The 12910-nt window shown below is 62.4% G+C and carries 10 protein-coding genes; 2 read left to right on the top strand and 8 right to left on the bottom strand.

Annotated features, from left to right (window positions below):
• The first annotated feature begins 202 nt into the window (after positions 1-202).
• Positions 203-607 carry an IS200/IS605-like element ISAs26 family transposase gene (gene tnpA / locus J9889_RS19060; protein WP_210557725.1) on the top strand — a complete coding sequence of 135 codons (405 nt, stop codon included), beginning with the start codon at positions 203-205 and terminating at the stop codon, positions 605-607.
• Between the two features lie 105 nt (positions 608-712).
• Here the strand turns inward: tnpA and J9889_RS19055 are convergent, their stop codons facing one another.
• The 4 genes from J9889_RS19055 to J9889_RS19040 all read right to left on the bottom strand — a co-directional run bounded on the left by J9889_RS19055 (position 713) and on the right by J9889_RS19040 (position 4554).
• Positions 713-1699, bottom strand: coding sequence for an alpha-ketoacid dehydrogenase subunit beta (locus tag J9889_RS19055; RefSeq protein WP_052814703.1), 987 nt, complete (start codon positions 1697-1699; stop codon positions 713-715).
• A complete protein-coding gene (gene pdhA / locus J9889_RS19050; protein WP_210557723.1) occupies positions 1696-2784 on the bottom strand; it encodes a pyruvate dehydrogenase (acetyl-transferring) E1 component subunit alpha in 1089 nt (362 codons plus the stop codon). The genes J9889_RS19055 and pdhA overlap by 4 nt, the downstream gene beginning before the upstream one ends.
• Positions 2785-3055: 271 nt before the next feature.
• Positions 3056-4075: a succinylglutamate desuccinylase gene (astE, locus tag J9889_RS19045; RefSeq protein ID WP_104454406.1), complete on the bottom strand. Its 1020-nt coding sequence runs from the start codon at positions 4073-4075 to the stop codon at positions 3056-3058.
• A gap of 269 nt (positions 4076-4344) precedes the next feature.
• Positions 4345-4554, bottom strand: a complete 210-nt coding sequence (locus J9889_RS19040) for a DUF1127 domain-containing protein (protein ID WP_052814707.1) — start codon at positions 4552-4554, stop codon at positions 4345-4347.
• 530 nt (positions 4555-5084) lie between these two features.
• Between J9889_RS19040 and J9889_RS19035 the strand changes: the two genes are divergently transcribed.
• Positions 5085-5978: a DNA replication terminus site-binding protein gene (locus J9889_RS19035; RefSeq protein ID WP_182721640.1), complete on the top strand. Its 894-nt coding sequence runs from the start codon at positions 5085-5087 to the stop codon at positions 5976-5978.
• Between the two features lie 81 nt (positions 5979-6059).
• On the opposite strand, the gene J9889_RS19030 is transcribed toward J9889_RS19035, so the two are convergent.
• The 4 genes from J9889_RS19030 to J9889_RS19015 all read right to left on the bottom strand — a co-directional run.
• On the bottom strand, positions 6060-9896 hold the full coding sequence (locus J9889_RS19030; protein WP_210557720.1) for a DEAD/DEAH box helicase: 3837 nt from the start codon (positions 9894-9896) through the stop codon (positions 6060-6062).
• A gap of 218 nt (positions 9897-10114) precedes the next feature.
• Entirely contained in the window at positions 10115-10768 is a 654-nt protein-coding gene (locus J9889_RS19025; RefSeq protein ID WP_039040218.1) for a DUF480 domain-containing protein, read from the bottom strand.
• A 263-nt stretch (positions 10769-11031) separates the two neighbouring features.
• Positions 11032-12669 carry a Wzy polymerase domain-containing protein gene (locus J9889_RS19020; RefSeq protein WP_246878132.1) on the bottom strand — a complete coding sequence of 546 codons (1638 nt, stop codon included), beginning with the start codon at positions 12667-12669 and terminating at the stop codon, positions 11032-11034.
• A 109-nt stretch (positions 12670-12778) separates the two neighbouring features.
• The coding region (locus tag J9889_RS19015) for a transposase (protein ID WP_162231338.1) at positions 12779-12910 on the bottom strand (132 nt) is incomplete at its 5' end.

The raw sequence follows: 12910 nt of genomic DNA, 5'->3' as shown, positions 1-12910 counted from the left end.
GTTTTTCGCCAGCATCCAGAATGCGTTTGGTTTCTGCCAGCCCGTGATTCCAGACATAACGAGCACAACCGCCCAACTGGCGCAGGCGTTGCGCTTGTTGTTCGGTCGGTTCGAGTCGGAATTTGTAGGCTTTCAGAATTTGCATTCAGCGTTCAGTGTGCAGCATTATTGCCATATCTATTAAGCCCGATTGAGTGACAGAATGCAATTCACTAAAATTAATAAATCACGCCATGCGGCCTACGCTTTGCACGTAAATTTGGTGTTTATCACCAAGTATCGAAAGCCGATATTGGGGGATCTGCATCACGCTTCATTCGGTCAGTGTGCGGCAGAGGTTTGCAGAGATTTTGGTGCGGAACTGAAAGAGTGTGACGGAGAGGCTGATCATGTTCACATGCTGATAGAGTACGCGCCAACGGTGCAGCTATCGGTACTGGTGAACTCGTTAAAGGCGGTCACATCAAGGCGACTGCGTAATGAATTTCTGGACTTGAGAGGTGCTTACAGCAAACCCGTACTCTGGTCACGCTCTTACTTTGCGGGCTCTTGCGGCGGAGCACCGTTGGAGGTGATCAAGCAATACATTCAAAACCAGCGGGGCTGACGCCCCGGCGAAATTCCCCTCCCACCTACGTCGGAGGGAGTCCCCTTTCGCATTTAAGATGGAGCCCTGTGGCCCAGGCACTTGCGCATCCGTACCTGTCGTGCGTCATAGCCACTGGTTCTCCATCAGTTGCCGAGCCGCCTGCGCGATCTCCTGCTCGGTGATGAGGTAATACTCCTCGTTGCGATAGTAGGGGACGGCGGCATCCACGCCGGTGAGGCGTCTTGGCGGCGCCTTGAGGGCAGTCATCGCCTCTTCGGTCACCTGGGACACGATTTCGGCACCCACCCCGAAACTGCCACAGGCTTCGTGTACTACCAGCAACCTCCCGGTCTTGCGTACCGAGGTCAGGATGCTCTCCATGTCCAGGGGTTTGATGGTGGCAAGATCCAGCACCTCGCACTGGATGTCCTGCTCCGCCAGCAGGTTCGCCGCCCGCATGACTTCCTGGATGCAGGCTCCCCAGGCCACCACAGTGATGTCCCGGCCGGGACGCAGGGTAAAGCAGACATCCAGCGGCAGGCCGATGCCGTCATCCACCACATCCGACTTCATGGAGCGATAGATGCGATCCGGCTCGAAGAACATCACGGGATCCGGATCCCGAATAGCCGACAGCAGCAGGCCGTAAGCTCGCTTCGGGCTCGAAGGGATAACGACCCGCAGCCCGGGGATATGGGCAAACAGGGCCTCGACGCTCTCGCTGTGGTGCTCGGGCGAATGGATGCCGGCACCATAGGGGGAGCGGTAGACGATGGGACAGGTGACACGGCCACGGGTCCGGTTTCGCATCCGTGCCGCCTGGCAGATGATCTGCTCCATGCCCGGGAAGATGAAGCCCTGGAACTGGAACTCGGCCACGGGTTTGAGCCCCTGGGTCGCCATGCCCACCGCCACCCCGGCGATGAGCCCTTCGGCCAGCGGCGTATCGATGACCCGCTTGAACCCGAATTTATCGCGAAGCCCCACGGTGGCGCGAAACACACCGCCGTTGACCCCCACATCCTCCCCCAATACCACCACATCAGGATCGCGTGCCATCTCGTGGTGCAACGCCAGATTGATCGCTTCGAGCAGCGTGATATCGCTCATAGTCCCTCCCCGCTCTGCTGCATGCCCTTGGCGATGATGCGTTGGCGCTGGGCAAGATAGGCCTTCGGCAGCTCGGCAAACTGGTAATCGAGCAGGGTCTCCGGCGCCTGGGGCGTGATGGCCTCGTAGGCGGCAACGGCGCGTTCCACTTCCCGGCCCGCCTCTGCCAGCAGTGCCTGTTCCTGCTGCTCATCCCACCAGTCCCGTTCAAACATGAACTGGCGCAGCCGCTTGACCGGTTCCCTGGCCCAGGCCGCTTCCACCTCGGCGCCGTCACGATAGCGAGTCGCATCATCGGCGGTGGTGTGATCCCCGAGCCGGTAGCTGACGGCTTCGATGAGCGTCGGCCCCTTGCCGCTGCGAGCCCGCTCGACGGCGGCGCGGGTCGCCTCATAGACCGCCATCACGTCATTGCCGTCCACCTGGAGGCTGCGCACCCCGGCCCCTATGCCCTTCTGGGCCAGGGTGGGCGCGCTCGACTGCAACTTGCGCGGCACCGAGATGGCCCACTGGTTGTTGTTGATGATCATCACCATGGGGAGATGCCAGACACCGGCACAGTTGAGCCCCTCGAGGAAGTCTCCCTTGGAGGTGCCGCCATCGCCGATGGTCACCACGGCGACTCTGGGCTGGTTGCGCAGCTTGAAGGCGGCCGCGATGCCGGCAGCATGGGTGATCTGGGTGGCGATGGGAACGCAGATGGGCAAGTCTTCCGACAACTCGCCATCGGCCTTGTAGAAGACACTGCCTCGTTCATCGCCGCCCCAATACTGCAGGTTCTGCTCCATGGGCACGCCCCTCACGTAGAGAGTGGGCATGTCCCGGTAGTAGGGCACATAGACATCCTCTGGCTGCATGGCGAGCCCGACACCGATCCCCACCGCTTCCGCCCCGAGATGGGAGGGAAAGGTGCCGAGTTTGCCGGTTCGCTGCAGTGCTATCGCTTTCTTGTCGTAACTGCGCACCATCACCATGTTGCGGTAGAAGGTGTGCAGCATCGCCTTGTCCAGCCAAGTCGGCAGTGTCGCGACCGGGCGCCCCTCCTCATCGAGGTAACGAAGGAAGGGGATGTCGACATGGGTCATAACTGGCTCCTTGCCGTTGTCAGCGTCACCACCATGAGGTGACATTTAAAATGTAAACAACATGTTAACCAAAGGGCAACGAGATTCATCCAGGTAAGACCAGTAGAAACTTCTTTTATTTTCGAAGGTAATCGGAATTTTCGGCGAGCAGAAACAAAGAAGGGAGCCTGTTCAGGCTCCCTATAATATCGAGTTCGGGATCACGCCCATCACCGTCATGCTGCTTGCCACCGCCCGTGGCGCAGGTTCAGCATGAGAAAAAGGCGTCAATTCACTCCCACAAACGGGTGGGTACTACCAGCAGCATGGTGCGCTGTCCGATGGCCACGTTGGCGTTGGGGAAGACCACCGCCTCCCGTGCTTTCTCTACCCTGTATTGCCGATCCCCATCTTCTGCCAGCACAAAACCCTGGGGAAATTCGGTGAAATTGTCCACATCGCTGGCAAACAGGAAGCGGAACTGCTCCGACTGCTTGTTGATCACCCGATCTATGGCAAAAAGGGTGAAGTCATCGGCTCGCCATGGCTCGAGGGCCACCTCATCCCGGGTCACCAGCTCCTGCAATGTCTGGCGCACCTCGATGAAGCGAGTCATGTCGTTTTCACCGAAAGGCCGCACCTTGCCCAGCTCCACCGTAAAGGCATGGGCGCCGTGCTGGTGCGAGCTGTAATAGCTGAAGGTGGTGGTCGGGCCGCTCGAGAGCAGTATGGTGCGCACGCCGCAGGCACCGAGGAAACGTACCTGCTCCTTGCAGTGGGGGCGTTCGTGGGGGAAGGGATAGACGGCAAACTTCTCGTGGCGCGAGCCGCGAATGGCGGTATGCAGATCGTAGTGGTAACGGGGCCTGCCCGAGTCGGCAAAGAAGCGGCTCACATACTGCTCCAGACGCATGGCGCGGATGCGCTCCCGGTTGCACAGCCCCTCCCCCTTGCTGTGGGCGCCCGAGAAGAGGCGGTTCATGTTCTCTTCCACCTCCCTCACCCCCTGGTTCATGGCGGCAGGGTTGCCAAAGAGGAAGAGCACCCGGTGACGAACCTTGAGCTCCTCTGCGAGCAACCGGGTCAGCAACTGGTTGCAGATCTCGATGGGGGCGGTCTCGTTGCCGTGGATGCCGCAGGAGAGGACGATGTCCTTGTGCCCGGGTTGCCCCGCCTCGGAAGCGGGTTCCAGGCAGATCACGCCGGTATCCCACACGCTCACCCGGGTACCGTCGGTCAGATTGAAGGCGAAAGGCTCGAGCTGCCACTCATGGCGGCGCGTCAGGGCCAAAAAGTCATGCTGGGGAATCATCCGTCTCACCCTTTAGTCTGGAATGCCATGGCCGGATTATACGCAAGGCAACCGGGCTTAAAATCAGTTTTTAAACAAATTCAAACAGTAAGGATACAAAAATGGCGAGAATGAGTGACAACTCATGCAACAGGATCAAGCGGGGGGAAACACGGGAGAGGGAAAGCGGTGAACGGGTATCGGCAGATGAAGACAGCATGCCTTCGGCAGACGGGTGGGCAGCATGCCCCTGGGATCAGCAGAAAAACAAGGCATCCATGCCCGGCTGATCAACCACGCCAGAACGGCTTGGTGGTCTCTTGATAGCGGTCGGCTTCGTTCAGACCGATGTCCTTGAGCAAGTAGGCGGGCAGCTCGGAGAGCTGGCGACGGCTGCGGCTGCGTTCCAGCCAGGTCAGGACGGTCATCTTGAGGCGAGCAACCAGATTCGATTCGCTGGAATGCTGGTAACCGGCTTCGGTATAAGTCATGTTGGCCATGATATGGCTCCTCTCTCTAGTTCTGCGCAAGGCTCGGATTTGATGCGCAAAGCTTAGTCAGGGCGGGGAGGTGCCTCAATTGACGAATTTTGATACATGACATTAGTAAAAGTAATGGTTGATATCGCTAAGGAAAGAGCCATAACTATATGATTTTAAAATGAAATAATGCTGAAACTTTCCCCCTGTCAGCCTGGCAGCATTTTCTCCTGCGCCACCCACTTCTAACTATGCACTTTCCCACGCTAGCTATGCACGGCACGACGGCGAGTCAGCAGGGTGCAAACTCTCAGTCACCAGGTTTTGTTAACAAATAGATCGCAACAAGATCGTTATTTAACAAAAAGATACGAATAGGCAACCTGAACCGGATGCCCCCATGTCACCCCCATCGTCAAGGTGGCACCGGACACTTGGCACCCTGCCATCATACTGGTATGGTTATTTATACAGTGGTTTATCATGCTGCCTCCCCACGTTGTCCCGATACCATGCTGAACAGGGGAGCGGCACACACACAGGATCTGCCGATGGACACCTTTACCCCCACCGCCGCCCTGCGTCAACAGATGGCCCTGCTGGAGGCGTCGCTGGCACGCCTTGCCCGGCAACTGGGCCAGCTCGAGCTGCTGGAGGCTCATGTCTATCCCCTCCCGGCCGTGGCCCAGGGGGAAGAGCATGAGCCCATCGAGGCCATCGAGGTGGGCTATCTCTCGGGCGAGGCGGCCCTTGCCGCCACCCTCGCCGCCTTTCAGGACCACAGCGCCCGCCCCGGCTGCTCCACCAAGGCGACCCACCGTCTGCCCGGCTGGCTGCGCTTTCCTGCCGCCTGCGCCAGGGAGCTGGCCCCCGTCATCGAGGAGATCAACGCGCACAAGCTCGCCTTCAAGGCCATGGTCCAGGCGGCGGGCGGGCGGGACGAGAAGTTCGAGCTGGTGCACGGTGCCCTGCCCGGCGTCATCACCCTGCAGGTCTATCGCAAGCTGACCTGGCTTCAGGGGGATCTCCATTCACTGGGCTTCACCTGGGCCGACAAGCAGAGCATCAGCCGCCTCAGCCGGGAGCAGGTACTGGAGATGCTGGAGCGCAGCCGCCGATATGTACCGGCGCTCTTTGACAACGAAGAGTGGAGCAAGATGGTGGATCAGGAGGTATACGACATTCGCCGCCTGCCGGCGGATGCCGCCATGCGGATCCGCAGGCCGGTCAAGACCCACCCCATGATCAACCTGCTCTGGCAGGACCGGGAGCCCCGCAAGCAGCAGATCAAGGCGAGCCTGCCCCTGCTGCTCTGCTCCGATACCCAGCCGGCCGTCACCCATCTGGGCCACTACCCGCCCAAGCTGCGCCAGGCACGCCGGGATCGCAAGATTGGCGGTGACCCCATTATAGAGCGGCTGCACCTCTACCTCTATCAGGGGTAGCGCAGGCTCGGCACCGCCACAAACGACAAGGGGAGCATCACGGATGCTCCCCTTGTCACATCGGGCGACAGCCCATCGCCGTCAGCTCATCAGCAGTGCCCGCAGGCTCTCCACATCCAGCCCCTTCACCTCGGACTGGCCGCTCAGGAGGCCGTCGGCCAGTGCCCGCTTCTCGTCGTGCAGCGCCACTATCTTCTCCTCCACCGTCTGCTCGCACACCAGGCGATAGACGGTCACCGGCTGGGTCTGGCCCATGCGGTGTGCCCGATCGCTCGCCTGATCTTCCACCGCTGGGTTCCACCAGGGATCGAGGTGCAGCACGGTGTCGGCCTGGGTCAGGTTGAGGCCCGTCCCCCCCGCCTTGAGGCTGATGAGGAAGAGTGGCACCGTTTCGTGGCGAAAACGCAGGATGGACTCCTGACGGGACTTGGCCGAGCAGCCCCCATCCAGATAGCAGTAGTCCCACTGCCGCTGTTCGATACGGCTGCGCAGCAGGCTCAGCAGATCGACAAACTGGCTGAACACCAGCACCCGGTGGCCACCATCGATGGCTTCGTCCAGCAGCGCCATCGCCTCGTCCAGCTTGCTGCTGGTCTGCGACCACTCCGGCATCACCAGCTGGGGGGAGCAGCAGAGTCGGCGCAGCCGGGTCAGGCCGCTCAGCACATGCATCAGGGCACGGCCATCGGCGCTTTGCACCTGCTGCACCACCTCGCGCCGGGTCGCCTCGTAGAGCTGACGCTCCTCGGGGGATAGGCTGATGTGATGGATGATCTCGGTCTTGTCCGGCAGCTCCGTTAGCACCTGCTGCTTGAGGCGGCGCAGGATGAAGGGGCTGATCACCGCCCGCAGCATCGCCATGTGCTGGGGATCCTTGACCGCCTTGCCAAAGCGGCGCTTGAACTCCCCGAGGCTCCCGAGCAGGCCGGGGTTGATGAAGCTGAACAGGCTCCACAGCTCCCCCAGATGGTTTTCGATGGGAGTGCCGGAGAGGGCGAGGCGAAAATCCCCGTCGAGCTGGAACAGCAGCTTGGCGCGCTGGGTACCGGCATTCTTGATCTGCTGTGCCTCGTCCAGCACCATGCTCGACCAGCGGCGGGACTTGAGCGCCTGGGAGAGACTGCCGAGCATGCCGTAGTTGACCAGGACGATCTGTCCGGCCCTGGCCCCCTGGATCAGGGTCTCCCGCTCGGCGGGATGGTCGAACACCACCACCTCGAGCTCGGGGGCAAAGCGGGCCACCTCCTCCTGCCAGTTGGTGACCACTGACTTGGGCACCACCACCAACGCCGGGCCCAGGTGCTGGCGCATGCGCAGCACGATGAGGGCCTGCAAGGTCTTGCCAAGGCCCATGTCATCGGCCAGACAGGCACCGAAGCCGTGATGAGCCAGGGTCGCCATCCAGCGTACCCCCTCCTTCTGATAGTCCCGCAGCGCCGTCAGCAGCTCGGGGGGACAGCTCACCTCCTGCTGCCACTCCTGCTGAAGGTTCTGCCAGGCGGCATCCCCCTCGGTGGTGATGACGGAGAGCAGGCGGGCCAGCGGATAGGCCAGCTTGTTGTTGATACGCTGCTCGTTGTCCAGCATGGCGCCGAGCACGGTGAGGCGTTCCACCAGCTTGTCGCTCAGCATCAGGCTGGTCTTCTCGTCGAGCTGCACCGTGCGCTGGCCCGGGGTCAGCTGGCGCAGGATGAGGCGAAGATCGAGGATCTGGTGCTCGTCCAGCGAGAGCGCCCCCTCCACCTGGAACCAGTCCTGACGCCGCTCGATACGCAGGCTCAGGGCCTCTTCATCGAGGCTCTTGAGGCGGGTGCTGTCCTGGTGCCAATGTACCACCACACCGACGTCAACCAGCTCTGGCAGGGCGTTGACCAGGGTGAGTGCCTGCTCGCCGTCCAGCTTCCACTCGTTGCCGGGCAGGCCGATGGGCAACTGGTTGCGAAGGCGCTGGGCCTCGTCCTTCTCGGCAGCCAGATCCCGCTGCCAGTAGTGATACTCCCGGATACCCTGGCGCACAATGGCCTCCCCCTTGCCCAGAGGCAAGGGAGGCAGGTGCCCCTCCCGGGTCACCAGCTGGACCACGAGCTGCCCCTCCTGCCAGTCGAGCAGGACGGAGGGAACGCCGGGCCAGGGGGCCAGCTCGGCATTGCCCCTGAGGCCCGCCACCTGGCTGTGCCAGGGGAGATCGGGGATGGCATCCAGCGTGCGTTGCAACTCCTCGAGCCCGGCCGGCGGCAATGCCGGAATGGCCTCCAGGGCCGGTAGTCTGTCCAGCAGCGCCTGCGGTGTCAGAATAAGCTGCCACAAATCCTGAGCCAGGGGGACGATGTGCGCACCGCGGGCGGCGGGAGCAGGATGTAGTCTGGCGCTCATGCCCTCCCCGCTCTGTACCAGTTGCAGCAGGGGGGCGCTGACGGCCAGTTGCAGCTTCTGTCCCTTGGCATTGAAGAGGCGAGGATGGTTTGCCAGGGGCACCCAGGCATCCCGGGGCAGCTTGCCCATGTTGCGCGGCAGGGTGCGCACCAGTGCCCAGTCCGCCTCGTCCAGCAGGCTGGCGTACTGGGTGGAAAGCAGGGCCGGATCGACCCTTCGCCCGGCGGTCCACTCCCCCTTGGTGCTCTGCTTCTGGATCTTGCACTCAAGCTCAGGCCCCTCTGCGTGGAGCAGCCAGACCAGCCGCTCCCGAGGCTTGCGCACCCCGCTCGAGCGTCCCAACCCCTGCAGCCAGTTGAGCCAGCTTGCAGAGGCGGGGGCCTTGCCTTCCTCCTCGGTGGCATCCTCTTCCTCCCCTTGAGCAGGGCGCAGCGCGCGCAGGGGCCAATGGGCGGCCTCCCGGCCCAGCAGGAGTCGCAGCAGATCCTGGCAGAAGGCCATCAGTCGATGCCGGGGCTCGGCGTCCAGCACGTGGGAGAGGTCCCACTTGTGCAAGATGGTCACCTGGGGGCTCTGCTCGCCGTGGCGCGCCAGGGCGCAGAGATCGAGCCAGAGGTAACCCCAGTGGAGCTCCTCCAGCGGCAGTTGCAGGGTATCGAACAGGCCGACCGCCTGGCCGTGGCGATCTCCGGCCCACTGCCCCAGCAGATCGGCCAGCAGGGGGGAGTGATGGCCCAGACTGCGCTGCCACTTCTTGCGCTGCTCGCCCCCCTGCACCGGATCTGCCTGTTGCAACCAGCCGAGCCAGAGCAGGGCGCTGAACATCCGGGGCCAAGGCGACGCCTCTTGCCCCTGCCACTGGCCAAGCGCCCCCAGCAGCCGCTCGGCCAGGGGCTGCTCATCCCCCTGCTGCGCCAGTTGTTGCAGTGCAGGCCAGTGAGTGGTTACCTCGCCCCCAAAGGAACCGCAGAGCCACTCCCATTCTCGGGCGCGAGCCTGGATCTGGCCAGAGAGCGCCGGGGAGCAGGAGGTGACCAGCGTAGCCAGCGGCCAGCCCTCGTCAGGCTCTGCGTCAAGCAGGGCCTGCAGGGCGAAGTGTTCGAGCAGCAGGGCCTGCCAGGCGGGGCTGGAGCCTGCCAGCAGGCGGGGAGCATCGGGGAGATCCAGGAGGCTCAGGAGTTCGGCACTCTGGTAATAGGCCGGGATCTGCCCCGCGTCTCCCAGACAGAGCTCGCGCACCACCTCCTGTGCCCGCTCCAGGCCCGTGACCGAGGGGATGCGGGACCACTGCGGCATGGGGCACTCCCCCGCACGCACCGCCAGGATCAGGGTCAGGGTTCCCTCTGCCGTCAGACTCCACTGCTGCTCCGTTCGTTGACGGACAAGCCCCCACTGCTGCAACTGATCAAGGGTGTCGAGCAGCGCACGCCCGGGTGCGCCCGGGGCATAGAGGGTGTCTTGCAGGTAACGAGTGCTGGCGGCGCGCTGCAATTGCAGCTCGCACAGCAGGGCATGGCAATCTGAAGAGAGGGTGAAGGCTGACATCAGAACTCACGGGCAAGTGCAAAGGCGGAATTTTAACGGGAAAGCGGCGGCGGCTCGACCCTTAAGCGCGAAATAGTGCAAAAAAGCTAGCGCCTTTGATGGGTACGCGAGCGACAGGGCTGACAGGGCACTCGCCCCTGCCACCGGGCAACGGGCCGCAGGAGGGGCGCGGTCATCAAAAAAGGCGCCGCAGCGCCTTCTGGAGACAGGTTGTTGGCTCAGCCTTCCAGCCGGGCCAGACGGGCTTCCAGCCCCTGCAACTGCCCCTTGAGGTGCTCGACCTCTTCTTCGAGCGCTGCCAGTCTGTCTGCCGCCGGTGACACAAGGTTGCCAGCGGGCGCCGCGTCGGCCAGCGCCTGCAGATCCACCTCGCCACTGAACAGGTGCGCGTAGCGGGATTCCCGCTTGCCCGGCTCACGGGGCAGCTTGACCACATAGGGCCCCCGTTCGATGAGGGTGGCCAGCACGGCATCCACTTCGGTCACATCGTCAAAGCTGCACAGCCGGTTGGTGCGCGAGCGCAGCTCACCCGGGGTCTGCGGGCCACGCAGCAAGAGTTCGCAGATAATGCCGAGCTCCTGGGCCGAGAACTTCAGCTCACCGAACTCGGTATTGCAGAAACGATGCTGATAACGGGGCACCCTGGCGTTGAAACCGGCGGTATTGACCACCAGACGGCGGCGGATCAGCTCGTCGATCACGGCGCGAATATCCAGCTCGGCGAGCTCCAGCACGGGTTCCCGGTTGCTCTTCTGGTTGCAGGCATTGACCAGTGCATTGAGCGAGAGAGGGTACTGATCCGGCGTGCAGATCTCTTTCTCAATCAGGCAGCCGATCACGCGGGCCTCTAATGGGCCTAGTACTATCTCCATGTCATACTCCCTTGCCAAACAAGACGTTAAGACGGTTATCTTAACCAAGGCGCTTGCGCCGTCCAGCAGATAACCCCATTTTTGCGAGCCGATGAAACCCTTGCTGCAACCTTGTACAGCAAAACGGCCGCGGTGCGCGGGCGAGGTGAACGGATGGCCGGGAACCTCTTTGGCAACAAGCCCTCTCCCCCTTCAACGAGGCGGGCACAAAAACCATCACGGCCGCAAAGGCGGCCGTGATGGTAGACAGATTGAAACGGTCCTCACGAAGAGGGCTTGCGCTCCAGGGTCGCGGCCACCTTTCTTGCGGCCGACACGGTGAGCAAAGGCTCACCCGGATAGAGCATCAGGGCGCTTGCCCGCAGGTTGTCCGCCTCCGCCGTGCGCCCCAGGGCATTGAGGGCGATCACCATGTTGGCGTAGATGTTGGCCCTCGGGGTATGGCGCACGAAGGCCTGCCCCCAGTCGAGGTAGGCTTCAAGCTCCGCCTGGTTGTTGGCCTGCAGACCGACCATGAGGCGCACCGCGTTCACGTCGAACTCCACCCGGGTCAGCCAGGCCATGGGGTTGACGATGTCGAGCAGGAGCGCAGGCTGCTTGTAACCGCCCCGCTCATACTTGGTCACCACCCAGGCGGAGTGCAGGGCGGTCAGCATGAAGGGGATGACGATCAGGGGAATGGCGATGGCCATGAAGCGCAGCAGCAACCAGGGGCGGCACAGATGGTCGCGCCAGTTGCCGTGGCCTTGCTCCTCCACCTCCGCATCCATCGCATACAGAAGCAGCAGCAGCGCCCACCACAGGGCGATGGCGTGGTAAAAGGGGTACTCGGTCTGGGTGTGCAGCAAGATGGGGGTCACCAGCGCGAGCAAGGCGGCGCCCTTGACCCAGCCCGCCCGGCTCAAACGCCACAGCAGGGCCCCGCCCATCAGCACCATGCCCAGCATGGGGGCCAGACCCCCTTCCACCGCCCAGTAGAGAAACTCGTTGTGGGGGTGATCCAGGTTGTACTCGATCTGCACCATGGCCGGGTTCAGCGCCTTGTCGGCCATGTAGTGATGGAGAAACACCGACTCGAAGCTGCCATAGCCCCAACCGGTCCAGGGCATCTGGGCAATCAGCTTGGCGGCGTAGGGCCAGTAGATGGAGCGCATGCCGCCGGACTGGTAGATCTCCAGCCCTCGTCTGGCTCCGGCCATCAGGTATTGCGAGGCCAGCCCGAGCAGAATGCCCAGGGCCACCAGCGCGAGCATCCTGCCCAGCCGCCGCTCACGACCCAGCTGGGCAGACAGCAGCAAGAGAGCCATCACGCCGCCCAGTTGCCCGACCCGCGATTGCAGGACCACCAGCAGCAGGGAAGTGGCCAGGATCACCCCATAGCGCAGCCCCTTGAGCCAGGGGTTGGCATCACCGCGCAGCTCCAGCCAGATGGCCAGTGACAGGCCGGTCGCCATGAAGCTCGCCATCACGTTGGGTTGCTGGAAGATGCCATAGGGGCGGTTGGTCTGGGTGTCGTACCCAATCCAGTTGCCCGGCACCAGCAGGTAATACTGCACCAGGCCGAGCAGCGCCTCGATGGCGACGGCCCCCAGCAGCAGATAGAGCAGCCTGTCTCGCGCCTCGCGGTCGAATCGCCACTGATAGAGGCTTGCCAGAAACAGCAGGCCGGCAAACAGCCCCAGCAGCCGGGGAATGGCATAGTCCTTGAGCTCGAATCCCGGATAGGCCATGGGCAGCAATAACAAGATGCCCCCCAGCCACTGGGCCGTCAGCAGCGGCGAGACCACCAGTCGCTGGCTGAGGGTCACATACCACAGCCCCAGCGCCATCACCAGGCTGGCGAAGATCCAGCCCCAGGCATTGAACGGCAGATAGAGCCCTGCCCCGCCCGGGTTGTGCATGAAAAAATGCATGCCAAGCAACCAGTACAAGACTGATGTTCCCCAAAAAACCTTTTGAACCAAACTGCACTCTCTTCCCATTTATGCCTCATCATGCATAAAAAAAGGTTCATCGCGGCTTTCCGGGGAAGGCCGCCTTGATTTTCAGAAAAAAGTATTCTGAGTCCCTAAATCCATATGCCATGCGCTTTATCACTTTGATCTTGTTGTTCACCCCTTCCAGCACACTCGTGTGCATCGG

It is taken from the genome of Aeromonas sp. PrichA-15, assembly GCF_017939245.1.
GTDB lineage: Bacteria > Pseudomonadota > Gammaproteobacteria > Enterobacterales > Aeromonadaceae > Aeromonas > Aeromonas caviae.
This window is presented reverse-complemented; position numbering and strand designations above follow the sequence as displayed.

Excerpts from the sequence above, each read along its gene's own strand:
- J9889_RS19035 (WP_182721640.1), top strand. The coding sequence starts at position 5,085 with ATGGACACCTTTACCCCCACCGCCGCCCTGCGTCAACAGATGGCCCTG.
- J9889_RS19055 (WP_052814703.1), bottom strand. The coding sequence starts at position 1,699 with ATGAGCGATATCACGCTGCTCGAAGCGATCAATCTGGCGTTGCACCAC.
- pdhA (WP_210557723.1), bottom strand. The coding sequence starts at position 2,784 with ATGACCCATGTCGACATCCCCTTCCTTCGTTACCTCGATGAGGAGGGG.
- J9889_RS19020 (WP_246878132.1), bottom strand. The coding sequence starts at position 12,669 with ATGCACAACCCGGGCGGGGCAGGGCTCTATCTGCCGTTCAATGCCTGG.
- J9889_RS19030 (WP_210557720.1), bottom strand. The coding sequence starts at position 9,896 with ATGTCAGCCTTCACCCTCTCTTCAGATTGCCATGCCCTGCTGTGCGAG.
- tnpA (WP_210557725.1), top strand. The coding sequence starts at position 203 with ATGCAATTCACTAAAATTAATAAATCACGCCATGCGGCCTACGCTTTG.
- astE (WP_104454406.1), bottom strand. The coding sequence starts at position 4,075 with ATGATTCCCCAGCATGACTTTTTGGCCCTGACGCGCCGCCATGAGTGG.
- J9889_RS19025 (WP_039040218.1), bottom strand. The coding sequence starts at position 10,768 with ATGGAGATAGTACTAGGCCCATTAGAGGCCCGCGTGATCGGCTGCCTG.
- J9889_RS19040 (WP_052814707.1), bottom strand. The coding sequence starts at position 4,554 with ATGGCCAACATGACTTATACCGAAGCCGGTTACCAGCATTCCAGCGAA.